Below are 23,004 nucleotides of genomic sequence, written 5' to 3' on the forward strand. Positions count from 1 at the left end.
CAACCCAACAATGAGTAATTCGTTAACCTATAAATACCCCAAGATATTCAAGCTCGAAAGTGGAAAAAAGCTTCGCAATTTGGAAATTGCCTACCAAACCTACGGTACGCTAAACGCCAATAAGGACAACGTGATTTGGGCGTGCCATGCTTTAACAGCCAATGCTGATGTTTTAGATTGGTGGAAGGGCCTTTTTGGGGCCAAAGATTTATTTAACCCAGAGGAGCATTTTATTGTATGCGCAAATATTTTGGGCTCTAATTATGGTACGACCAACCCCTTGAGCATTAATCCAACCACAGGACAGCCTTATTACTTGGCTTTCCCTGAGTTCACCATCAGAGACTTGGCCGCCATACATCAATTACTGGCCGACCATTTGGGCATCAAACAGGTAAAAACCTTAATTGGTGGCTCATTAGGTGGCCAACAAGCTTTGGAATGGTCTATTTTAGGAAAAACCGAAATCGAGAATCTGATTTTGGTAGCGACCAATGCGGCACATTCTCCGTGGGGAATTGCCTTTAACGAAAGTCAGCGCTTGGCCATTGCTACCGACAGGACATTCTTTGCCAACAAGCCCGATGGAGGTTTAAAGGGTTTGAAAACTGCCAGAAGCATTGCCTTATTATCGTACAGAACTTACGAGGCCTACAACGAAACTCAATTGGAAAGTGTGAACGATAAAGTGGGTGATTTCAGGGCTTCCTCCTATCAAAACTATCAGGGAGAAAAACTTTGCAAGCGCTTTAACGCCTACAGTTACTGGTATTTGAGCAAAGCGATGGATAGCCACAATGTGGGCCGTGGCAGAAAAAGCATTGTAGATGCCCTTAAGTTGGTAAAAGCAAATACTTTGGTGGTAGGTATCGAAAACGACATCCTCTTCCCTATTACCGAGCAACAGTTTTTGGCTCAACACATTGCTGATGCTCAGTTCAGCAGCATTAAATGTGCTTATGGCCACGACGGATTTTTAATAGAAACCGATAAGTTGACCAACATTATTGGACATTTTTTAAAGGAGCGTAAAAACAAAAAAATAATTAAACTACAACACATCGCCTAGCGAAGAGCGTGAAGAGCGTTGAGCGAAGAGCGTTGAGCAATACATCTCGATACGCTATACGCCTATCACAACACTAATTAAAAACAAGAAAAAATAAAATCGGTGAAATCCCTTCATCATTTTAATCATCAATAAAACATGAGCAAAAAACTTAAAATAGGATTATTTGGATTTGGTGTGGTTGGACAAGGTCTACATGACATCATCAAGTCGCAAAACCTAAACTTGGAAATCGTAAAAATAGCCATCAAAAACCCTGAAAAGAAAAGGACTTTAGATGCGCATTTGTTCACCACTTCGCACGATGAAATACTGGACAATCCAGAAATCAATACCATTGTAGAACTGATTGACGATGCCGATGCGGCCTATCAAATCACCAAAAAAGCACTTAGCAGTGGAAAGCATGTAGTATCTGCCAATAAAAAAATGATTGCAAACCACTTAGAAGAGTTGGTACACCTACAAGAAGAGCACGGTACTTCGCTACTTTACGAAGGGGCGGTATGTGGCAGTATTCCAATCATCAGAAACTTAGAAGAATATTACGACAATGAGTTGTTGCACGGCATTAGCGGTATCTTCAACGGCTCGTCAAACTACATTCTTTCTAAAATATTTAACGAAGGGGCAAGCTATGATGCGGCTTTGAAAGAAGCACAGGATTTAGGCTTTGCAGAAACCAACCCTATTTTAGACGTGGGCGGTTACGATCCTAAGTTTAAGCTGACCATTGCTACCGCACACGCTTACGGGCTTTTCATCAATCCTGATAAGATATTGAACATCGGTATCCAAAACCTGGCCGATGCCGATATCCAGTACGCAAAAGAGAAGAACTACAAGATCAAATTGGTACCTACCACCAGAAAAATCAGCACCAAACAGGTCATTACCTTCGTATTGCCAAAGTTTGTAAAAAGTGACGACTTCCTTTACAACGTAGAGAATGAGTACAACGGCGTTACCGTACAAGCGGCATTTGCCGACAAGCAGTTCTTCTTTGGCAAAGGTGCTGGAGGTCATCCAACAGGTGCGGCCGTACTTTCGGACATTGCTGCCTTGCGTTACGACTATCGCTACGAGTACAAAAAATACCACCAAAAAAATGGCTTAATACATACCGATAAAGTAAGCTTAGAGGTTTACCTGCGCTACCAACACGAGTACACCGTAGAAAAACTCCAGGTTGAGAACATCTCTGAGCGCTTTTCCCGTCACGACTATAAATATGTGATCGGCAACGTAAGCCTAAAAAGCCTACTGGAAAACAAAGATTTACTTGTAAAAAAAGACGTTTTTATTGCTCAAACCGGAAGAATCACCTACAGCGAGCAAGACATTAAAGCTATTGCCGAAGAAGAAATACTTGTGAATTAAATTTTTATATTGTTTTGTTTTGATGGTAAAACGCCCAGATGGATGTCTGGGCTTTTACTTTTTAGGGCATTTGTTTTTTTTCCCTTAGCTTGAATCTCTTTTTTTGAAGAGCAGTAACACTGCTCCTATTTCCCGAAAGTCTGGCTGTTCGTTACAACTCCTCGCCTGCGTTACACTTGGCTGTGGGGTTTTCACTTCCATCCAGTCTATTTAACTTATTGTAGTGCATTAACCGCCATGCAAATACAATAAAACCTGTGCGTCATTTCGACCGCAGTGAAACGAGTGGAGAAATCTTTAGACAATCCACTAAATATAGCCAAAGATTTCTCCACTACGGTCGAAATGACGCAATGATGAGCGTAACTACCAAATAAAAAACAAAAAGCTCCGCAAGTTTACCCTGCGGAGCTTTTTGTATAATGGTCAATACCCGTTTAAGACACTTCTCTGTTGATGTCCCAATTCTCTAAATAATCAGCTACACGGCGAACGAATGATCCGCCCAGCGCACCATCTACCACCCTATGGTCATAGGATAAAGATAGGAACATCATGTGCCTGATCGCAATCACATCGCCATGTTCCGTTTCCAAAACAGCGGGCTTCTTTTTAATGGCTCCCACGGCCAAAATAGCCACCTGCGGTTGGTTAATGATTGGCGTACCCATTACATTGCCAAATGAGCCAACGTTAGTTAAGGTAAAAGTACCATTTTGCGTTTCGTCTGGTTTTAGCTTCGAAGCACGAGCTCTATTGGCCAAATCATTTACCGCTTTGGTTAAACCTACCAAGTTCAATTGATCAGCATTTTTAATTACGGGAACAATTAAATTACCCGAAGGTAAAGCTGCAGCCATACCAATATTAATATCTTTTTTCTTGATAATCTGTGTACCATTTACAGACACATTGATCATTGGAAAATCTTTGATTGCTCTAGCCACGGCTTCCACAAAAATTGGAGTGAAAGTAATTTTCTCGTTTTCGCGTTGTTCGAAAATCTTTTTCACTTTATTGCGCCACAACACCAAATTGGTCACATCAGCCTCCACAAATGAAGTAACGTGCGGCGAAGTATGCTTACTCATCACCATATGATCGGAAATAAGCTTGCGCATCCTGTCCATTTCTATAATTTCGTCGCCACCACTTACGCTTGCAGCTGTTGGAGCAGGTTTTGCTATTTTTTCTTCTTGAACAGGAGCTTCCTTTACTGAAACAATGGTTTCAACTGTTGTGGTAGCACCACCTTTTTTGGCTTTGATGTAATTCAGAAGGTCTTCTTTGGTCAAACGCCCATCAGCACCAGAACCTTTAATGGTATCTAATTCTTCCAATGAAACTCCCTCCTCTTTGGCAATATTCTTCACCAAAGGAGAATAGAACCTATCAGATGCTTTAAAATCAATATTGGCAGCAACTGGTTGACTTTCAGTAGGCAATTGGCTAATACCAGGAATGGTAGTTTCAGCAGCAACTTTTAGTTCTGGTTCGGACTGTGCTGTTTCTACTTTTTCTGATCCTGCATTGGCACCTTCTGTTTCTATGATCGCAATCACAGCACCAACTTGCACCACGTCATCTACTTTAAAAAAGTGCTCTACCAATTTTCCTTCCACCGGAGAAGGTACTTCAGAGTCAACCTTATCAGTAGCAATTTCTAAAATGGTGTCATCTAAATTGATATGGTCGCCAGGTTGCTTAGTCCATTTAATTATGGTTGCTTCGGCGACACTTTCACCCATTTTCGGTAATAACAATTCGTATCGGGCCATATTTTTATAAGTTTATGTAATTTGGTTTGCGCCAAAAATACGTTTTTTAATGCTTTACATTCAAATCTTGTTTCAACTGTAAAAACAGCATCATTAAAGCTGCCATTGCTGAGCGTTCAATATTTTGGAAGCGCTGGCTGGCGAATTTAAACATTTTAGTTTTTACTTCAGTTTTACTGGCAACGGCAATCCAAACGGTACCTACTGGTTTTTCCGGCGTACCACCGTCAGGTCCTGCTATTCCAGTAATAGCCACCGCATAATCAGTCTTAAAGTTCTTTACTGCGCCCTGGGCCATTTCTTTAGCGGTTTGTTCACTTACTGCTCCAAAGGCGGCTAAAGTAGCTCCACTTACACCCAACACCAATTGCTTTAAATCGTTTGAATAAGTTACCGCTCCACCTTGAAAAACCGAAGAAGAACCTGGATGTTGCGTAAATAAATGGGAAACATACCCTCCGGTACAGCTCTCGGCTAGTGAAAGGGTCAAATGATGCTTGTCCATCAAATCGAGGACGGCTTTTTCAAAGGGCAGGTCTTCGGTAAGCACCACATATTTTCCAAGCCGTTCAACAATTTGTTTCGTGTAAAATGCAACATCCGTAAGTATCTGCGCTTGGTTGGCGCCTGATGCGCTCAGCCTTAACCTCACTTGACCTAGCTTAGGCAAATAAGCTAACTTGATGTAATGGGGCAAGGCGTGTTCAATATCCGAAATTTGTTCGGCCAAAAACGATTCGCCCAAGCCGGCCGTTAAAATACTCTGGTGAAAAATAAACGGCATCTTAAATCGCTCCTTGATACGGGGAATGATTTCATCTGCCATCAGATATTTCATTTCGAAAGGTACGCCAGGCATTGAAACAATAATTTTTTCCTGGTGCTCAAACCACATACAAGGAGCAGTACCATTTTTGTTCTTGATTACGGTACAGCCGTTGGGCACTTCGGCCTGTTTTATATTGGCCTCAATCATTGGCCTATTGAGCTTTACAAAAAAGTCTTTTACATGTGCAAGCGTATCTTCATCAAGGCGTAAAGGCATATGGAAATACTTTGCGAGCGTTAGCTTGGTCACGTCGTCCTTGGTAGGTCCTAGGCCGCCTGTAATCAAAATAATATCGGCACGATTTTGCGCTTGGTCCAAAGCCTTAACAATATGTTCCGCTTCATCAGAAATAGAAGTAATTTGCTTTACGGTTACTCCAATTTTGTTCAGCTCTGCGGCCATCCATGCCGAATTGGTATCTACAATTTGACCGATGAGAATTTCATCGCCTATGGTTATAATTTCTGCTAACATATTTCAAATGAGTAAATGACTGAATTTTGAATAATTAAACAGCAACTTTCATTTCCTGTTGTTCCCTGTACTGCGCTACTCCTAATATCTTGTCCAGAATCCTTTGCGCTTGCTTAGCTTCAAATCCTGTAATACCGAAGCTCGCACCCTGATATCAATGGAATAACTTTGATAGGCACCAAAAGGAATCCAGCTTGCGCTCAGGTCCCAGCAGTGCAAATCTCTATAAATAGAAAATGAGGTTTGGGACAAATTCTTGGCCTTAAAATCGTAACCCGAAGTATATTGGATTTTCCACTTTGGCGTAAGGTTAAAATCGCCGCTAAAGTTTAGGGTATTGGTCACGTTCCTACTTTCGGGCCTACCCAGCGGATTGCTATAATTAAAACTATAGGCAAATGAAAAATTCCAAGGAATGTTAAAATCAACAAAGGCATTGGGGTCCCTACTCACCGCATTTAGCGCATCTATCTGCTCCTGCGTTCTGGTTGCCGGTGCAGTTTGATTATTGAGCTTGTCTAAATTTTCATTCCGCTTTTTGAAAGCTTCGGGGTTTAAACTGTAATCAAAAGAAAAACTAAAGTTGGTTAAGCGTGGAAGTTTGCCGTCTTTCCACACGTATCGGTCAATTTCCTGGTATGAGTAGGTTGTAATAGCATTGCTTCCTGTTCCCGAAGTGTAAGGCACCAAACCCACAACATATGGGCTAAATGAACCATTAAAGTTGATCCCGAGCTTTTCAGTGAATTGCGAACGGCCGCTGAAGCCAATATTGGACATTTTTTTATTCGCCCTAAAAAGATCGTAACTGGCATTGAAGGAAAGTCCCTGCAAAATAGCCAATTTACGTTCACCTGTACCTGTGGTATCTTTACGGTTTCTTACTTTCAGTTCCACGTTGTTGTCCATGGCAAAGTTAATGCTCCCACTTCGATATTGCGGTGGCCCGCCATTCATAAAAACGGAGTATAAAAGGGGATTTCCAAATTCGTCCTTTACCACTTCTTTTGTATTTTCGCTCTTTCCAGGTCGGATATCGTCCGTGTAAAACTCGGCCACTTTATAATAGCCATATTTTTTGTCAGCAAAGCCCGGGGCATAACTAAAGCCAATGCTAGGTGTCATCACGTGGCGCATAGCCCTAATACTACCGTTGCCGCTGAACTGCTTAATTCCGTAAATTTTGGTTGTCATGGAAGTGCTTAAGCTGTATTGCGCCCCTCTTTTAAAACCGTTGATCGTATCCTGACGAATTTCATAGCCTGTTCCCGTAGCAGTGCGGATATATCTATTTTCCAAGGTTTTAAAATCCCACTTTTCGCTATAGTTCATGCTCGATGAAAAGTTCAGATATTTAAACAATGTAAATGGTAAACTAATGGGAATGTTGTGCGAAACACTATTGGTAAAACTATTTAAACCGCTTTTTGAAAACAGAACGTCTTCGGTAGTGCTTACCCTGTTGTAGGCCGTCATGCTATAGCCTACGGTAAGCTTTTGATACCACTTAGCCTCGCCAACCCTTTTTTTAGAATCAAACGGACTGATGGTAGACATATTTAGGCTCACATCTGGCAAGGTTAAACTAATATTGCTTGTTTCTCCCTGTGTTTGTTGATTATGGGTTAAGGCCGAAGTAAAGTTGAATAACCCATTGCCAAAAACCTTTCCGTAAGCGATACTGGAGCTCATGTTGTTTTGTAGAAACCTGTTGGGATCATAAGTACCATTACCCGCAGTTACGGCGTTATGCCTACTAGAACCCGCGTTTACCGAAGCACTAAAAGTTGTACCTGGTTTCGCATTTGCGGCCTGGCTGTGGGTCCAGCCAATCATAACGGTTTTTACCGGGGTGTATTCTGGCGTTCCCTCCAAACCATTACGGGTGCTGGAGTAGGTTAAATTGATATTTCCGGTGTACTTGTAGCGTTTGGTATAATTGGATACTAAATTAAGATCGTAAGAGCCATTAGTGTAAACGTTTGAGATCAAACGAGCATCCATATAATCGTTAAAGGCCATATAATAACCACCACCCAATAAAGAAAAACCTTTGGTGGCATCTTCTCCGGGGGTTGGCAAAATAAATCCGGATGCTTTTTTATTTGGCTTAGGGAAAAAAGCAAAAGGCAAGCCCAATGGCATGGGTATATCCTCAAACTTCATGTAAACGGGGCCGGTAATGATGTGTTTTTCGGTTGCAATACCTTTGGTAATAAAAATACCAAAATGCGGATGAGGGAGGTTACAGGTACTATAGGTGGTGCCATGAACATGAAACTCGTTGTCGGGCTGCATTTTTGTTTTCCCTCCGGAAAAAAATCCGCCTTCCTGTTCCGTAAAAACCCCATGCACTACCCCATTTTTAACATTAAGGTTGTATGTCAATGAATCGGCCATGGATGAACCTTGGCCTTCTGTTTTAAATATCGGACGGCCATAATATTTTCCCTTATCATTGGTACTTCCCCTAGCAAAAACAATCTTGCTTTTATTATCAAAGCGAATAAAATCTGCATCTAATTCCAACCCTTCATATTTTACACGAGCGCCCCCGTACAGATATTGAATTTCGTTATCTCGATCTACCACGGCCGAGTCCTTTGCATAATATTCCAGCTTCGAATCAAGACTACTTTTTCGCATCACCTTTTTGGTAGTGTCTCTTTTTGACGTATCGATCTGCTGAGGTTTAGTTTGAAATAAAAACGTAGATGTTGATGCAAAAACTTTAGTATCAGCCGATATGGCCAACAACACTAAAAAAAATGAGAAAATGAGTGTCTGTAAAAGTTTCAAATTTGTGCCCGAATGTTTATTTTGCAATAATCTTTACCACAAAACGTTCAAAATTAATGAAAAATATACCATTGAACAGCGCAAAAGGAATATTGATCCTACTATTTTCGATTTTATCATTATTAAATATTGATAATCAATTATTTGCGCAACAATATAAAATTAAAACAATTGTATTAGATGCGGGCCACGGCGGGAAAGATGGCTCAACCAGAGGCAACTATTCTACAGAAAAAGATGTGGCCCTTAAAACGGCTTTGCGTTTAGGCAAGCTCATTGAAGAGAACCTGAAAGACGTTAAGGTGGTTTATACCCGCACGGAAGACGTTTTTATCCCACTTTACGAACGAATAGGTTTGGCAAATGAAGTAAAAGCAGATCTTTTTATCTCTATCCATTGTAACGATATGCCGGTTTACCCCCAACGCTACATTAGTGGCTATACCCGCAAAAAAGGCAAAAAAGTCCCTATTTATAAAACCCGATATTCAAAAAGTACTTCTACAAGAGGTACAGAAACATTTGTATCGGGCAGTGGCAGGATAGATGAACAGGATGAGGCTATTAAAAGGGAAAATGCCGCAATATTTTTGGAGGAAAACTATAAGGAAAACTATGAAGGTTTTGATACCAATGATCCTGAAAGTGCCATTATCCTATCTTTAATGAAAAACACCTTTAGAACACAAAGTTTAAAATTTGCCAAATATATTCAAGACCAATATGTGGCCGTTGGACGAATCAATAGAGGCGTACAAGAAAAAAGCTTGGCGGTTTTAGCCAGAGCGGGCATGCCCGCGGTACTTACGGAAATTGGATTTATTTCCAACCCAAATGAAGAAGATTACATGAACTCTGAAGCTGGACAGGCAGAGATCGCCAATTGCCTATTAAAAGCCATTCAAGCCTATAAATCTAGCGTAGAAATTTAAATTTTGTACTTTTGCAGAAAACACAACTAAATGCAAGCAAAAAAAGTCTTTTTATTCCTATTTTCTTTACTGTTCATTTTCTCATTTTTTAATGCAAATGCCCAAGGATATAAAATAAAGACCATTGTAATTGATGCTGGTCACGGTGGCGTTAAACCAGGAGCTAAAGGCTCTTTTTCGTGGGAAAAAGATGTGGCCCTAAAAGTGGCGTTAAAATTGGGTGCCAAACTTCAGGAAGAACTCCCTCATATCAAGATTATACAAACCCGCAAAACCGATGTAGATGTAGATTGGTACCGCAGAGCCGAAATTGCCAACGATGCTAAGGCCGACCTATTCATTTCCATCCACTGTAACTCTATGCCAAAGGGCAACAACTATACAAAAGGTACGGAAACTTTTGTGGGAGCTTACCGCCGTATCAATGAAATGGATGCCGGGCTAAAGGAAAACGAGGAGATCATGAAGGACAAGAACTACAAAAAGCAGGGTGCCTACGATCCCACCGACCCAGAGGAAGTCATCTTATTATCACTTTATAAATCACTTTACCGTTCAAAAAGCTTAGCTTTGGCTAGTTATATCCAAAAAAATTATACCGAAGTAAACAAAAGAGTGAACAGAGGTGTTAAAGAGCAAGGATTACTGATTTTACAAAGGGCTGCAATGCCGTCGGTATTAACTGAAATTGGCTTTATCTCTAATCCTGAGGAAGAAAAATACATCAACTCTGAAGAAGGACAGGCAGAAATAGTAACCGCCATTGTAAATGCTGTTAAACAATATAAAAAAGAAGTAGAGAACTAAATAAACCAAAAACAAGTGAAACACTGCCGGTGCAGGCAAATGCCAAAGCATTGTTTTACTACCACTAAAAATCGCTACAACATCAATGAAAATAAAGAACGAAACCAAAGTAGGCATTTTAGCGGCATTTGCCATTGCCCTGCTTATTATAGGCTACAACTTTTTAAAAGGAAACAGCATATTTTCTAGCGAGACCATTCTTTATGCCAAATATTCACATGTAGATGGTTTAACCGTATCAAAACCCGTATTGATCAATGGTTATCAGATTGGACGTGTAGCCGCATTGGAACTACAAACAGATGCCACGATCCAGGCTACCTTAAAAATCAATGGAAAATATGAAATCCCCAAAAACACCATCGCTCGTTTAGAAGGCACCGATCTTTTGGGCAGTAAAGCCATTGTTTTAACGCTTGGCAACGATAAAAACTATGCACAGGATGGCGATTTTTTACAAACTAATGTAGAAAAGGGCTTGATGGAAACTTTCCAACCGGTACAAAAGAAAGCCGAGCTCATTATTACCAAAATGGATTCGATCCTTTCTAGTATCAATACTATCTTAAATCCCAACCTTCAGAAAAACATCGATCGTAGTTTTACAAGTATTGCGGGTACTTTAAGCTCTTTAGAATCTACCTCTAAAAAAGTTGACGCTTTGGTAGGTTCAGAAAGTTCTAAGCTTTCTTCTATCTTATCAAATGTGGAAGCTATTACCGCAAACTTTAAAAACAACGGAGCTAGAATTGATGCGGTAATGAAAAATCTAAATACCATGACCGACAAGGTAGCGGCCTTGAATTTTGAGCAGACCGTAAATAATGCCAACAGGGCAATGGCCGATTTGCAGGGCATGATCAACGATATGAAAAATGGTAAAGGTACCTTGGGTGCTTTGCTAAATGACAGGCAGATGTACGACAACCTGACCAATGCTTCTAAAAATTTAGACGCTCTGATGATTGACCTAAAAGCCAATCCTAAGCGTTACGTACATTTCTCGATATTTGGTGGCGGAAACAAGAAAGATAAATAGCACAAATCAGAACCTCTATACAACAGGCGAAGAATTTTTATAATTCTTCGCTTTTTTTATGCCTAATCACCTTATCGGTATGCCGTTTTACTTCAAGGCGAAAGACCAAGGCATTACAAAGTATAGATTTGTTGCAGACCTACCAAGTTTTTAAAATTTCGTAAGTCTTACTTTTCGCATATTGCCAGATTTAGTTTCGTTGAGCTTTGGTTTTCGGCTCTGCTCCAAACGATGATGGATCAGATCATTTCCCTATATTTCAAAAGTCCTACCTTCTGTAGCCAGCACTGTGTTTTCGAAACCAGCCTGTGCCTCCTCCAGCAAACCTTCCAATGTTTTATATCTTGAAGAAAAATGGCCAATCAATAATTTTTTGGCACCTACCTTTTGGGCAATTTCGGCTGCTTGTTGTGCGGTAGTGTGATGGGTTTCCAAAGCACGTTCCAGCATATCATGCATAAAAGTAGCTTCGTGGTAAAGTGTATCGGCACCTTTAATCTGCTCAAAATAGCGCTCGTCGTACATTGTATCCGAGCAGTAGCAATATACTTTAGGGGTGGCAGAGTCTACGGTGTAATCCAAATAGTTTATTTTTCTACCGTTTGGCAAATCAACATCCAAACTGCGTTTCAGCATGGTGTAATATTCTACAGGAACGGCATCCTGTTCCAATTTCTCAACAATTAGCTTCCTTAAGCGTTTCTTTTCGGTAAACTTAAAACCTGTGCAAGGGATACGATGGTTCAGTATAATTGTTTCCACAACGATATCATTATTTCTAAATATCACTTCGGGTTTAGAAGGATCTATAGCATAGAAATTGATCTGATAGCGCAAATGTGTATCAGAATGGAGAAACTGCAAGTCTAAAATTTCCTTTAAGGGAGCGGGAGCAAATAAATGCAGTGGCTTTGTGCGGCCATTTAAATGCAGGCTAGACAATAGTCCTACCAAACCAAAAAAGTGGTCGCCGTGTAAATGGCTAATAAAAATAAAATCAATTTTAGAAGCTTTGAAACCATAGCGTATCAACTGTTGCTGAGTACCCTCACCGCAATCAATCAAATAAAAACGTTCGTTGCAATTTAGTAATTGCGCTGTTGGATTTCGGTTGTAAATTGGTGTGGCCGAACTGCTCCCTAAGATCGTTACTTCAAATTTCATCAATAAATTTACCCTTTGTCTACTCCGCCGCGAAGCTCTTTTTCGATCTCTTCCATAAAAATGAGATCGGTTGCTTCGTCTAGCTTATTAACAAACGTAACAGACTGATGAAGGTTTGACATTTGAATAATTTGTGCAATATTTTTATTAACCCCACATACAATAAAAAGGCCATCGGCAGCTTTGCAAAGCCTATCACCGGCTAATAGGGCGCTTAAATCCTGCGCATCATTACATTCTTTAACGGCTGATAAATCCAATACAATATTGTGGTAGCCCTCTGTATTTAGAAGAACAAATTCCGATTTTAAAGCGGGGGTATTGTCATTAGTGAATTTCGGCTCCTCTAATTTCAACACTACATATTTCTCGTGCTTATCTACACTAAATTTCATATTTTTTTGTTTTTTGATGGTTTGGTTTTTCGGTTGGTTAGTTGTTTAGAAGCCAAGCCTAAAACTTGCATCGTAGCACTTATTACCCTAAATCTATAGGTTCAATAATTTCTCGATAGCCGCTTTGGTATTTGCTTCTATTCTATTTAAAATATCTGAAGAAGGGCTTTTTACAAATTTTTCTCCAGTGATTTGCTCATAAAGTTCAATATAGCGTTCTGAAATGGATTCTACAATTTCTTCGGTCATAGTTGGTACTATTTGCCCATCTTTACCCTGAAAGCCGTTCTCTATTAACCACTTACGCACAAACTCTTTAGACAGCTGTTTTTGGGCTTCATTGTTAGCCTGTCTTTCGGCATAACCTTCGGCATAAAAGTAGCGGGACGAATCTGGTGTATGGATTTCATCGATCAAATAAATATCGTCTCCAACTTTACCAAATTCATATTTAGTATCCACCAAAATCAGGCCTCTTTCAGCGGCCATTTCAACGCCCCTTTGGTATAAGGCACGCGTATATTTTTCCAATTTCTCATAATCTGCCAAAGAGACGATGCCTTTGGCCAAAATATCTTCTCTGGAAATATCCTCATCGTGGCCTACAGCGGCTTTGGTGGTTGGCGTGATGATGGGCTCTGGAAGTTGATCGTTTTCCTTTAACCCTTCGGACAAAGCAACACCACAAACTTGGCGCTTACCTAATGCGTATTCGCGTGCGGCGTGGCCGGCCAAGTATCCTCTAATCACCATTTCTACCTTAAAGGGTTCGCAAATGCGGCCAATAGTCACCATTTCATCTGGCGCAGCCAAAACCCAATTAGGAACGATATCTTTAGTTGCCGACAAAAATTTAGCAGCAATTTGGTTCAGCACCTGGCCTTTGTATGGAATTGCTTCGGGCAAAACTACGTCAAATGCCGAAATTCTATCGGTAACTACCATAGCCAGTAATTGGTTATCAATGGTATATACATCGCGTACTTTGCCTTTATAAAAACTACTTTGTTTTGGGAAAGTAAATTGGGTTTCTTTTACTGCTTTCATGAGGGCATAAAAATAGTAAAAAAGTCGGGAAAGTCCGAAAGTTGGAAAGCTAACTGGCGCTAAAATATAAAGTCCGAAGACAGCATTAAAAAATTCATCTTCGGACCCATTTCAAAAATATGCTACTGCTAGCGGTTATCCACCAGCCATGAACAACTATCCCTACTGAATATCTCCGTAAGCTTTCAGGATTTGTTTTACCAATTTATGGCGCACTACATCTTCGCCGCTCAGGTAAATAATATCTATCCCTTTAATATCTCCAAGTATGCGCAGGGCATTTTGTAATCCTGATTGAGCTTTTTTAGGGAGGTCAATTTGGGTAACATCGCCGGTAACGATAAACTTAGCGGTTGGGCCCATACGGGTCAGGAACATTTTCAGCTGTAAATCTGTAGAGTTTTGTGCTTCATCTAAAATCACAAAGCAGTTATCCAATGTACGGCCACGCATAAAAGCCAAAGGAGCTACTTCGATGGTTCTGTTTTCCAAGTATATCTTCAATTTTTCTGGCGGGATCATGTCATCCAAAGCATCGTATAAAGGGCGTAAATAAGGATCTACTTTTTCTTTCAGGTCGCCGGGCAAAAAGCCTAAGCTCTCCCCTGCCTCCACTGCGGGCCTGGTTAAAATGATACGCTTAATTTCCTTATTTTTCAGTGCTCTTACCGCTAGCGCTACAGCGGTGTAGGTTTTACCTGTTCCTGCCGGACCAATAGCAAATAGCACATCGTTTTTATTAATGCTATCCACCATTTTGCGCTGGTTGGCCGTACGGGCTTTCACCATTAGGCCATGATTGCCATATACAATTACCTCGCCACTGCTTACAGGAGTACTGCTTGAGGTTTCCGTAGTGTTTTCGGTATTTTTTTTGGCTCCTAATATTCCATCTACATCGTTGCTCGTTAAAGTGCCAAATTTATCCAAATGAGCCACCAGGGCGTTGATCTTTTGTTCAAACAGCTTAAGTTCAGCTTCGTCGCCTAAAGCTTTCACCTCATTGCCCCTAGCTACAATCTTCAGCTTTGGAAAAGCCGCTTTTATTTGCTCGTAGTGTTCATTATTAGCCCCCCAGAATTGTATCTGATCGGTAGTTTCCAGTATCAATTTTATTTCGCTCAAAATATTGTTTTTTTAGTTGCGCCCTGTGTAATTCGATTTAAAAATTGAATATTTGTAGGCAATTTGCCTATACGCAAGAATAAGCATAAATATTTAATTTTTAATGGCTATAATCACATTAACGACAGATTTGGGTTCGAAGGATTTTTATCAGGCTGCGCTTAAAGGCAGTATCCTGAATATCTTCCCAAGCGTTAATATTATAGACATTACCCACGAAGTACCGGCTTTCAATATTTCCTATGCGGCTTTTGTGCTTAAAAATGCCTATATCTATTTCCCAAAAAATACGGTTCACCTAATTGGTATCGATTCGGTATTTAACGAAAACACGAAGTATATCGCCCTGCGCTATAAAGACCATTATTTTGTAGGTGCCGATAATGGTATTTTCTCGCTACTTTTTGAGGAAAAACCTGATGAACTGGTGGAACTGAACATTATGCAGGATTTGAAATTTTTGCATTTCCCGTTAGTGGATATCTTGGTGAAAGCTGCAGTGCATTTGGCAAAGGGCGGAAAGCTAAAAGAAATTGGCATTGCTGCTGATGATATTGAACAAAGGATGTTGCTACATCCGGTTATTGAACGTGACATTATCAGGGGCAGTGTAATTTTTATAGACAGGTTCAGCAATGTGATTACCAACATTACCAAAGATCTGTTTACCAAGGTACAACGCAATAGAGATTTTACGCTATATTTCCGGAAAAGCGAAACCATTACCCAGTTGAGTTGGCACTATAACGAAGTTCCAGAAGGCGAAAAACTGTGCCTATTTGGGATCAGCAACCATTTGGAAATTGCCATCAACAAAGGTAAGGCAAGTGGGCTGCTGGGCCTGCACCTCAATGATATTGTGCGGGTCGAATTCCATCCTTAAACCAATCTTTTTATGATCACCAGACTTGTTAAATTGGAGTTTTCTGAATCATTCGTTGAAAACTTCAAATGGCTATTTACGCAGGTTAACACCAAAATTTCCAGCTTTGAAGGTTGTGTGGGAGTAGATTTGCTACAGCACGAAACCGACAAGAATGTGTTTTTCACCATCAGCAAATGGCAAAATGCCGATGCGCTTGAAAACTATAGGCAATCTGATTTGTTCAAACATACATGGGCACAAGTTAAGCCTCACTTTGTAAAAAAAGCTGAGGCATGGAGTTTGTTAGATACGATGTAAAGTTTTAACTATGATTAGAAAAGCCATTTTTTTTACGCTCTTTATTGGAACTTTTACGGGCGTAGCTTTTGCGCAGGACAGTTCTGCTTATGAACTGCAACGTAATAAAATTAACACCTTGCTGGCCGAACGAAGTGCTCGCTTTGGCCAGTATGAGGAAAGTTTGAATGCCCGCACAGGAATTTTTGGTTTCCAAACCAAAAGGGATATCAAAAATTCCAATGAGATTTTAAGGCAAATTGCCATCAACGACAATAATATATTCACTGAACTAAAGGTGCTGTTGGATTATAAAGACTTACAATTCCAGGAAGTAAAATCGAACGTAGACCATAGCCAAGTGCGTATTGACAGCTACAAGAAAACCATTAGGGATTTGCAGGTAAAGAATGATGAATTGCTGGAATACAACCAGAAAATCAGTAAAAACATGAATTATCTGCAACTTTTTCTGGGCCTTTTTGTTGTGATATCGATCGTATTGTGTTTGATCATTTACAGAAAAAACAAACTGATGAGGTCAAAGGAGCCTCAAAGTGGCATTAAAGTTTTATGACATGAAAAGAGCGTTTTTTAAGGCACTGGTTAAATTGAACAAACTGGTGCTTCCATCTTATTACCAAAAAGACCCAATGAGGCTGAGCACCTTTCAAAAGGCTGTGCTGGGTTTTAGATATTGGGCTTTGACAAATTCCATGGAATAAGCACTTTCGTGATTTCGACCTTGTGAAGAAATCTTAAAGCGCTACGAAGTAAAATCTTTCGCCATATTCAAAGATTTCTCCGCTCGCTACGCTACGGTCGAAATGACGGGCTATGAACGCAACTACGTCATTGCGAGGCACGAAGCAATCCTAAAGCGAAATTAAACAATGTTGTTCTAAGAGATTGCTTCGTGCCTCGCAATGACGCATTATTAACGGCAATGGCAGTCCAAACATAAAACGCCCAAGATTTAAATCCTGGGCGTTTTATAGGATGCAGTTATTTGAAATTAACCTTTAAAATGATCGATGATCAAATTAGCCAATTCAGTACCGATACGCTCTTGTGCTTCGTTGGTTGAAGCTCCAATGTGAGGAGTTAACGAAATTTTAGGGTGCGACAAAATTTCTGCTGCTGGTGTTGGCTCGTTGTCAAAAACATCCAAACCTGCAAAAGAAACCTTACCCGAGTTTAAAGCCTCAATTAAAGCCGCTTCGTCAATGGTTCCTCCGCGTGAACAGTTTATCACACCTACGCCATTTTTCATGGCAGCAAATTCAGCGGCACCTAAAATTGGCTGATCAGCAAATGGCGTATGCAAAGAGATAAAATCACTATTGGCAATCACCTCTTCTAAGCTTACCGTAGTTACCGGAATTTCAACCTTGATTCCCAAAGTTAGGTTCAACGTAATGTTGCCACTGAAAGGGAATAAATCATAAGCTAGTACATTCATGCCCAAACCTAAAGCTACCGCTGCAGTTTCTCTTCCAATTCTACCAAAACCAATAATACCGATCGTTTTGCCTCTCAATTCAACGCCTTTAGCATAAGCTTTTTTCAAATCGTTGAATTTGGTACTTCCTTCTACAGGCATTTTACGGTTAGCATCTTGCAAGAAACGTACCCCCGTAAACAAGTGAGAAAATACCAACTCGGCAACAGATAACGATGAAGCAGCTGGTGTATTTACCACTGTTATTCCTTTTGATCTGGCGTATTCTACATCGATATTATCCATACCAACCCCACCTCTACCTATTAATTTAAGGTTAGGGCAAGCATCAATCAGTTCTTTTCTAACTTTGGTAGCGCTTCTAACGGTTAAGCCATCGTAATTTTGCAATGCCGCTACCAATTGGTCTTGGGGTACGGTTTGGGTATCAACGGTAAACCCAGCATCTTCTAATAATTTTTTTCCTATCGGATCTATGCCATCATTGGCAAGTATTCTAGCCATCTTTTATTTTTTGTGTTTTTCTTCGAAACTTTGCATTAAATCAATTAGCGCGTGCACGCTGGTAATTGGCAGGGCATTGTACATAGATGCTCTGAAACCACCTACGCTCCTATGTCCTTTTAGGCCCTCAAAACCATTTTCATCCGCATACTTAGCGAAAGGCTTTTCCAACTCAGGGTCTTCCATTACAAAGCAAATGTTCATGCGTGAGCGGTCTTCTACGGCGCAAGTACCCTTAAATAAAGAGTTCCTGTCAATTTCAGCATACAAAGCTTTTGCCTTTGCAATGTTTTCTTTTTCAATTTCGGCAATGCCGCCCTTAGATTTTAACCAACGCAAGTTTAACATTGCGGTATAGATGGAAAATACGGGTGGGGTATTGTACATTGAGCCACCATCCACGTGAGATCTGTAATCCAACATTGAAGGGATAGCCCTGTCTGTTTTGCCTAAAATCTCATCTTTAACAATTACTACGGTTAATCCGGCAGGGCCGATATTTTTTTGTGCCCCAGCATAGATCAAATCATATTTGGATACATCAATTACACGGCTCATAATATCCGACGACATATCGCAAACTACCGGCACCTTGCTTGTTGGTAAATCAAACAGCTCGGTCCCGTAAATAGTATTGTTAGAGGTGTAGTGAAAATAGGCACTGTCTGCCGGAATTTCGAAACCCTTAGGGATAAAGGTATAATTGGAATCTTTTGAGGATGCTACAACATTGGCCTTACCGAAATATTTAACTTCTTTGATTGCTTTGCTTGCCCAAACCCCCGAATCTAAATAGGCGGCACTTTTGCCCTCAGGCAATAAGTTCATGGGCACCATTGAAAATTGTAGGCTCGCTCCTCCTTGCAACAACAGTACGGAATATCCCGAAGGAACATTTAAAAGCTCCTTTACCAATCTAACGGTCTCTTCAACCACTGCCTCAAATTCGGGCGAACGGTGGGAGATTTCCAGGATTGATAAACCGTCTTTAAAATCAAGTACTGCGCTAGAAGCTTGCTTAAAAACTTCTTGCGGTAAAATACAAGGACCAGCTCCAAAATTATGTCTCATTTTTTCTGTTTTTTATTGCTCGTAAAATTAACATTTTGACACTAATTATTTAGGTTTTTTATCAACCAAATAATCAACATGACAAACGTTTGAGAAAACGACAAAAATATTGCTAGTATATTAACCTAAAGTGGTAGCATATTAACCTCTGCTAACTTCCTTTTATCTTAAAGATCAGCTTAAAATTCAACTGCCTGCCAGTTAAATAATTAGGAATGGCATAATTCACATTATTTACATCCTTTAGCCACAAATACGACACCGTATTATTGATATTCAACAAGTTGAACACTTCTACGTAGGCCATAACAGCTTGGAAGTATCTACGCAAAAACTGTGGCTTTCTTTTCGCACTTGCATCCAAAAAGTCATTAGAAAAGCCAATATCAACCCTACGGTAAGCAGGAATGCTAAAATCGTCGGTATAAGTTTTAATTTGAGGAGCACCAATAGGCAAGCGAGAACCGTACAGCAAATTAAGGTGTACTTTGTAGGTAGGACTTTTGAATAATCTATCCTGAAAAAACATGGAAAAATTTACTTTCTGGTCGGTTGGTCTTTTCAAATAGCCAGGATAAATGGTTTGGTTTTGCCCATTGGCATCTTTGGCAACATAGCTATCGTTAATCACATCTTGGTTAGCGCTTAAGATTGAAACCCTAAAAAAGGACATCAAATCCTTGACCAACTCGCCACCTAATGAAAAATCTGCGCCATAAGTATGCCCTTTGGCTACGCTTTCCGCCAAATATTTGATTCTTACGTTATCGATCGTGTAGGGAATCATCCTGTCGGCGTATTTATAGTAAAGCTCTGAGGTAAATTTCAACCGAGTTCCCAATCCATTGAAAGCAAAATCATAGCCTGCCGACATATTATAGGAGCGCTGTGCTTTTTGGTCGAGATTTAACGCACCGTCCAATCCTCTGATACTACGGTAGCTGGGTGCCTGGCGGTAAACACCCGCTGTAAATCGCCAAAGCTTATGTTCATCCGGGCGGTACAACATCAATAACCTAGGACTTAGCAATAATTCGCTACTTAAATCATTATAACTTGCTCGCAAACCAAATTGCACATCTGTTTTTGGAGAAATAGCGTAGCTGTTTTGCAAGTATCCAGAAATGGTATTGATTTTTAAATGATTATTGGTAAAAACAGCATCTTCAAATGTAAAGGAATTGGTATTTGCTGGTAAAATATAGCCGGCAGAATCCAGATAGCTGTATTCATTGATCTGATCTGTGTATTTTGCCTGTTCAAACCGTGCTCCATAGGTAAAATTATGCTTACCCACACGTTGTTCTACCTTAAGTTCAGTGCTTGCCGTACTGGATTTTAGGGTATTTCTAGCGTAGCTATAATGATTACCCAAGCCTCTGTTTTTACGGATTGGGCCAAAGCCGCCACCAGCATAATTGTTATCCACCTCTTCAAAAACATAGTTGCCATCAATATCAAAGCGTTCTCTTTCTTTAATCTCGAAATAGCTATTGATCCACTTGACAGATACATCCTTATCAGGGCTGAACAAAGCCGTTACTGCACCTCCGTAAGTATAATAATCATCAACTTCTTGTCCCTCGTAGTCTACTTTTAAACGCATTGGCGTACTGATGGTGCCAAACTGCGTTTCCCTGCTTTCCGGAATAAGTTTAAAGCTTCCAGAGTTAAAATTGAGCAAGGTATTGATGCTAAACTTTTGATTGAAATTATATTGATAAAGGCCTTGGAAATCATTAAAGCTAGGCCGATAGCTACCTTTTTGATCCTGCGTTCCCAATACATTCCGGTTATCTTTCCGCCTAAGGCCAAACAGCAAATGGCTATTTTTAAAATTGGCTTTTGCCGTGGCCGAAAACCCCATCAGGCCTGCGGTAAGCACATATTCGTTACTGTCGGGCTTATCATATCTCACATCCAATACTGAGGAAAGTTTATCGTTATATCTGGCATTAAAACCACCTGCGGAAAAGCTTGCCCTGCTCACAAAGTCAGGATTGATGAAACTTAATCCCTCCTGTTGCCCATTCCTGATTAAAATAGGCCTGTTAATTTCGATATCATTTACGTAAATCAGGTTTTCGTCGAAGTTACCACCACGCACACTGTACTGCGAACTCAGCTCGTTGTTGGTAGAAACTCCTGGCAGGGTCTTCAAAATGGCTTCAAAGTTCATGGAAACCGTAGGCAAACTTGCCAAATCAGCAACATTAATACTTTGCGCATTGTTCAGTTGATTTTGTTTGCCCGTAATTTTAACGCCTTTAAGCTCTTTTACGTCAGGCTTTAGGAAAACATCTCTGGTCAGCTGCGCCCCTTTTTGCGCATTGAATTTTATGGTTTCGGTTTGATGACCCACCAATTTAAACCGTAAACTGAAATTAGACAAGCGTGATTGGATCGTATATTTCCCGTGCTCATCACTAATGGCACTGCCTGATAGTCCCACTAACGTTATCGTCACCTTTGGCAAAGGCTGGTTTTTCTCGTCGTAAACCACACCGCTAACCGTAACCAACAATTGTGCATTGGCGCAAAGCGATAACAAAACCAAACATAAAAGGAAAAGCGTTTTCTTGCCCATTAATTAGATGTGCTGAATAGAAGTCTGTACATTTTTAAGCTCGGCTATCATTTGCGCAGGATTTGGCGCTGCGAAAACAGCATTGCCAGCTACAAAAACATTGGCACCAGCTTCAATTAACGAAGCGATATTTTGAATGCCCACGCCGCCATCAACTTCGATATATAGATTTGGGTTGATTTGCTGCGACATTTGTTTCAGCTCCCTTACCTTATTTAACGTTTGGGGAATAAAAGCTTGTCCACCAAAACCCGGATTTACCGACATGACCAAGGCCAAATCAATATCCTGTAAAATATCTTTTAAAAAACTTACCGGCGTATGAGGATTTAAAGCCACTCCCGCTTTACAGCCTACGGATTTAATTAACTGGATGGTACGATGTAAATGGGTGCAAGCTTCATAATGTACCGTAATAACATCAGCTCCAGCCTTAGCAAAGTCAGTAATGTACCTATCTGGATCTATAATCATTAAATGCACATCAAAAGGCTTTTTAGCATATTTCTTTGCTGCTGTAATAACTGGAAAACCAAAGGAAATATTGGGTACGAAAACGCCATCCATTACATCTACATGGAACCAATCTGCTTCGCTTTGGTTAATCATTTCTACATCACGTTGCAGGTTGGCAAAATCAGCCGATAAAATGGAAGGGGCAATTAAGTGTTTCATTTAGTTATTTGTATCTCTTAGTTTCTTAATATTTTCTAATGCTATCACATCAATCTGATCCTTTGGCCTATTAGATGCTTTTTTTGCCTCAATTAACTGATTAATATGTAAAAATGGAATCTCTAGATCATAAATCGTTGCAATAGATGCATAGGATAAGCTTTTGTCAAATCCATATGCTTCCAATCCTTTCACAAAGGTCATGATGTCCATCCTCAAATGGTTATCCAAATGAAAATCAGTCCAACCTGGAATAAACTCAATAGTTTCAAGCAACTCAAAATCTCCCAATCCGTATTCTATAAAAGCTTTTCTTAATTTTTTTCTGTTTTCTAGGTCATCTTTAATCCAAACATCAATATCTTCTGTTGTTCGATGAAAGCCATGAAGATTAGTCGCAACACCACCTATCATTATAAACTTCACTTTATTTTCGATAAGTGCTCGCCATATTTTTAATATTTCATCGTCAAAAACATCCATAGTTAATCCATTTTTTTATGGAGTATCTTGGCCGATTTTAGCATCATATTTAACTTCATCAACCTTGTCATTGCATGAAAACGCTCTGTATACGAACTGGACAAAGCCTTACGCAGTAAATCCTCCTCAGCCTTTTTATAAGCTACCTGAGGCTCTTCTACTTTATTTTGCTTACCGTTCAATTTCATCAAATGCAAGTTACAAATTCTTTTATAATACCAC

General features: G+C 40.1%; 21 protein-coding genes. 8 read left to right on the plus strand and 13 right to left on the minus strand.

Annotated features, from left to right (window positions below; all coding sequences use genetic code 11):
- Positions 1-10: 10 nt before the first annotated feature.
- The gene (locus DUT71_RS10315) at positions 11-1,069 is read left to right on the plus strand and encodes a homoserine O-acetyltransferase family protein (protein ID WP_113662458.1); all 1,059 of its coding nucleotides are present in this window, start codon (positions 11-13) and stop codon (positions 1,067-1,069) included.
- A 138-nt stretch (positions 1,070-1,207) separates the two neighbouring features.
- Positions 1,208-2,449, plus strand: coding sequence for a homoserine dehydrogenase (locus DUT71_RS10320; RefSeq protein WP_113662459.1), 1,242 nt, complete (start codon positions 1,208-1,210; stop codon positions 2,447-2,449).
- Positions 2,450-2,886: 437 nt separating this feature from the next.
- Here DUT71_RS10320 and DUT71_RS10325 read toward each other — a convergent pair whose 3' ends face one another.
- The 3 genes from DUT71_RS10325 to DUT71_RS10335 form a co-directional block, all read right to left on the minus strand.
- Positions 2,887-4,227, minus strand: coding sequence for a dihydrolipoamide acetyltransferase family protein (locus DUT71_RS10325; RefSeq protein WP_113662460.1), 1,341 nt, complete (start codon positions 4,225-4,227; stop codon positions 2,887-2,889).
- 46 nt (positions 4,228-4,273) lie between these two features.
- A complete protein-coding gene (locus DUT71_RS10330) occupies positions 4,274-5,530 on the minus strand; it encodes a competence/damage-inducible protein A (protein ID WP_113662461.1) in 1,257 nt (418 codons plus the stop codon).
- Between the two features lie 81 nt (positions 5,531-5,611).
- Entirely contained in the window at positions 5,612-8,329 is a 2,718-nt protein-coding gene (locus DUT71_RS10335; RefSeq protein WP_113662701.1) for a putative LPS assembly protein LptD, read from the minus strand.
- 56 nt (positions 8,330-8,385) lie between these two features.
- On the opposite strand from DUT71_RS10335, the gene DUT71_RS10340 reads away from it, so the two are divergent.
- The 3 genes from DUT71_RS10340 (at position 8,386) to DUT71_RS10350 (ending at position 11,107) form a co-directional block, all read left to right on the plus strand.
- Entirely contained in the window at positions 8,386-9,261 is an 876-nt protein-coding gene (locus tag DUT71_RS10340; RefSeq protein WP_113662462.1) for an N-acetylmuramoyl-L-alanine amidase family protein, read from the plus strand.
- A gap of 30 nt (positions 9,262-9,291) precedes the next feature.
- Positions 9,292-10,068 (plus strand): N-acetylmuramoyl-L-alanine amidase family protein, encoded by a 777-nt coding sequence (locus tag DUT71_RS10345; RefSeq protein WP_113662463.1) that lies wholly within the window; start codon positions 9,292-9,294, stop codon positions 10,066-10,068.
- Between the two features lie 85 nt (positions 10,069-10,153).
- A complete protein-coding gene (locus DUT71_RS10350; RefSeq protein ID WP_113662464.1) occupies positions 10,154-11,107 on the plus strand; it encodes an MlaD family protein in 954 nt (317 codons plus the stop codon).
- A 252-nt stretch (positions 11,108-11,359) separates the two neighbouring features.
- On the opposite strand, the gene DUT71_RS10355 is transcribed toward DUT71_RS10350, so the two are convergent.
- The 4 genes from DUT71_RS10355 to DUT71_RS10370 all read right to left on the minus strand — a co-directional run bounded on the left by DUT71_RS10355 (position 11,360) and on the right by DUT71_RS10370 (position 14,838).
- Entirely contained in the window at positions 11,360-12,271 is a 912-nt protein-coding gene (locus DUT71_RS10355) for a ribonuclease Z (protein ID WP_113662465.1), read from the minus strand.
- An 8-nt stretch (positions 12,272-12,279) separates the two neighbouring features.
- Positions 12,280-12,666 carry an STAS domain-containing protein gene (locus DUT71_RS10360; protein ID WP_113662466.1) on the minus strand — a complete coding sequence of 129 codons (387 nt, stop codon included), beginning with the start codon at positions 12,664-12,666 and terminating at the stop codon, positions 12,280-12,282.
- Between the two features lie 93 nt (positions 12,667-12,759).
- A complete protein-coding gene (locus tag DUT71_RS10365) occupies positions 12,760-13,713 on the minus strand; it encodes a phosphoribosylaminoimidazolesuccinocarboxamide synthase (RefSeq protein ID WP_113662467.1) in 954 nt (317 codons plus the stop codon).
- 162 nt (positions 13,714-13,875) lie between these two features.
- Positions 13,876-14,838 carry a PhoH family protein gene (locus DUT71_RS10370; protein WP_113662468.1) on the minus strand — a complete coding sequence of 321 codons (963 nt, stop codon included), beginning with the start codon at positions 14,836-14,838 and terminating at the stop codon, positions 13,876-13,878.
- Between the two features lie 103 nt (positions 14,839-14,941).
- On the opposite strand from DUT71_RS10370, the gene DUT71_RS10375 reads away from it, so the two are divergent.
- From DUT71_RS10375 to DUT71_RS10385, 3 genes are read left to right on the plus strand one after another with little or no spacing between them, the layout of a single operon-like run.
- Positions 14,942-15,721 carry an SAM hydrolase/SAM-dependent halogenase family protein gene (locus DUT71_RS10375; RefSeq protein WP_113662469.1) on the plus strand — a complete coding sequence of 260 codons (780 nt, stop codon included), beginning with the start codon at positions 14,942-14,944 and terminating at the stop codon, positions 15,719-15,721.
- Between the two features lie 12 nt (positions 15,722-15,733).
- Positions 15,734-16,021 (plus strand): putative quinol monooxygenase, encoded by a 288-nt coding sequence (locus DUT71_RS10380; protein WP_113662470.1) that lies wholly within the window; start codon positions 15,734-15,736, stop codon positions 16,019-16,021.
- A gap of 10 nt (positions 16,022-16,031) precedes the next feature.
- Positions 16,032-16,577, plus strand: a complete 546-nt coding sequence (locus tag DUT71_RS10385; RefSeq protein WP_113662471.1) for a hypothetical protein — start codon at positions 16,032-16,034, stop codon at positions 16,575-16,577.
- Between the two features lie 438 nt (positions 16,578-17,015).
- Here the strand turns inward: DUT71_RS10385 and DUT71_RS10390 are convergent, their stop codons facing one another.
- The 6 genes from DUT71_RS10390 to DUT71_RS10415 all read right to left on the minus strand — a co-directional run bounded on the left by DUT71_RS10390 (position 17,016) and on the right by DUT71_RS10415 (position 22,970).
- Positions 17,016-17,966: a D-2-hydroxyacid dehydrogenase gene (locus DUT71_RS10390; RefSeq protein WP_113662472.1), complete on the minus strand. Its 951-nt coding sequence runs from the start codon at positions 17,964-17,966 to the stop codon at positions 17,016-17,018.
- 3 nt (positions 17,967-17,969) lie between these two features.
- Positions 17,970-19,037: a 3-phosphoserine/phosphohydroxythreonine transaminase gene (gene serC / locus DUT71_RS10395; protein ID WP_113662473.1), complete on the minus strand. Its 1,068-nt coding sequence runs from the start codon at positions 19,035-19,037 to the stop codon at positions 17,970-17,972.
- Between the two features lie 151 nt (positions 19,038-19,188).
- Positions 19,189-21,624, minus strand: a complete 2,436-nt coding sequence (locus DUT71_RS10400) for a TonB-dependent receptor (protein ID WP_113662474.1) — start codon at positions 21,622-21,624, stop codon at positions 19,189-19,191.
- Between the two features lie 3 nt (positions 21,625-21,627).
- Positions 21,628-22,299, minus strand: coding sequence for a ribulose-phosphate 3-epimerase (gene rpe / locus DUT71_RS10405; protein ID WP_113662475.1), 672 nt, complete (start codon positions 22,297-22,299; stop codon positions 21,628-21,630).
- Positions 22,300-22,782 carry a DUF6036 family nucleotidyltransferase gene (locus DUT71_RS10410; protein WP_113662476.1) on the minus strand — a complete coding sequence of 161 codons (483 nt, stop codon included), beginning with the start codon at positions 22,780-22,782 and terminating at the stop codon, positions 22,300-22,302.
- Positions 22,783-22,784: 2 nt separating this feature from the next.
- Positions 22,785-22,970 carry a hypothetical protein gene (locus tag DUT71_RS10415; protein WP_113662477.1) on the minus strand — a complete coding sequence of 62 codons (186 nt, stop codon included), beginning with the start codon at positions 22,968-22,970 and terminating at the stop codon, positions 22,785-22,787.
- Positions 22,971-23,004 lie beyond the last annotated feature (34 nt).

This window comes from Pedobacter nanyangensis, from assembly GCF_003313505.1.
Lineage (GTDB): Bacteria > Bacteroidota > Bacteroidia > Sphingobacteriales > Sphingobacteriaceae > Pedobacter > Pedobacter nanyangensis.

Coding starts and splice junctions, on each gene's coding strand:
- serC (WP_113662473.1), bottom strand. CDS start 19,037: ATGAGACATAATTTTGGAGCTGGTCCTTGTATTTTACCGCAAGAAGTT.
- DUT71_RS10365 (WP_113662467.1), bottom strand. CDS start 13,713: ATGAAAGCAGTAAAAGAAACCCAATTTACTTTCCCAAAACAAAGTAGT.
- DUT71_RS10415 (WP_113662477.1), bottom strand. CDS start 22,970: ATGAAATTGAACGGTAAGCAAAATAAAGTAGAAGAGCCTCAGGTAGCT.
- DUT71_RS10380 (WP_113662470.1), top strand. CDS start 15,734: ATGATCACCAGACTTGTTAAATTGGAGTTTTCTGAATCATTCGTTGAA.
- DUT71_RS10385 (WP_113662471.1), top strand. CDS start 16,032: ATGATTAGAAAAGCCATTTTTTTTACGCTCTTTATTGGAACTTTTACG.
- DUT71_RS10320 (WP_113662459.1), top strand. CDS start 1,208: ATGAGCAAAAAACTTAAAATAGGATTATTTGGATTTGGTGTGGTTGGA.
- DUT71_RS10340 (WP_113662462.1), top strand. CDS start 8,386: ATGAAAAATATACCATTGAACAGCGCAAAAGGAATATTGATCCTACTA.
- DUT71_RS10345 (WP_113662463.1), top strand. CDS start 9,292: ATGCAAGCAAAAAAAGTCTTTTTATTCCTATTTTCTTTACTGTTCATT.
- DUT71_RS10315 (WP_113662458.1), top strand. CDS start 11: ATGAGTAATTCGTTAACCTATAAATACCCCAAGATATTCAAGCTCGAA.
- DUT71_RS10375 (WP_113662469.1), top strand. CDS start 14,942: ATGGCTATAATCACATTAACGACAGATTTGGGTTCGAAGGATTTTTAT.
- DUT71_RS10350 (WP_113662464.1), top strand. CDS start 10,154: ATGAAAATAAAGAACGAAACCAAAGTAGGCATTTTAGCGGCATTTGCC.
- DUT71_RS10390 (WP_113662472.1), bottom strand. CDS start 17,966: ATGGCTAGAATACTTGCCAATGATGGCATAGATCCGATAGGAAAAAAA.
- DUT71_RS10355 (WP_113662465.1), bottom strand. CDS start 12,271: ATGAAATTTGAAGTAACGATCTTAGGGAGCAGTTCGGCCACACCAATT.
- rpe (WP_113662475.1), bottom strand. CDS start 22,299: ATGAAACACTTAATTGCCCCTTCCATTTTATCGGCTGATTTTGCCAAC.
- DUT71_RS10325 (WP_113662460.1), bottom strand. CDS start 4,227: ATGGCCCGATACGAATTGTTATTACCGAAAATGGGTGAAAGTGTCGCC.
- DUT71_RS10410 (WP_113662476.1), bottom strand. CDS start 22,782: ATGGATGTTTTTGACGATGAAATATTAAAAATATGGCGAGCACTTATC.
- DUT71_RS10360 (WP_113662466.1), bottom strand. CDS start 12,666: ATGAAATTTAGTGTAGATAAGCACGAGAAATATGTAGTGTTGAAATTA.
- DUT71_RS10400 (WP_113662474.1), bottom strand. CDS start 21,624: ATGGGCAAGAAAACGCTTTTCCTTTTATGTTTGGTTTTGTTATCGCTT.
- DUT71_RS10330 (WP_113662461.1), bottom strand. CDS start 5,530: ATGTTAGCAGAAATTATAACCATAGGCGATGAAATTCTCATCGGTCAA.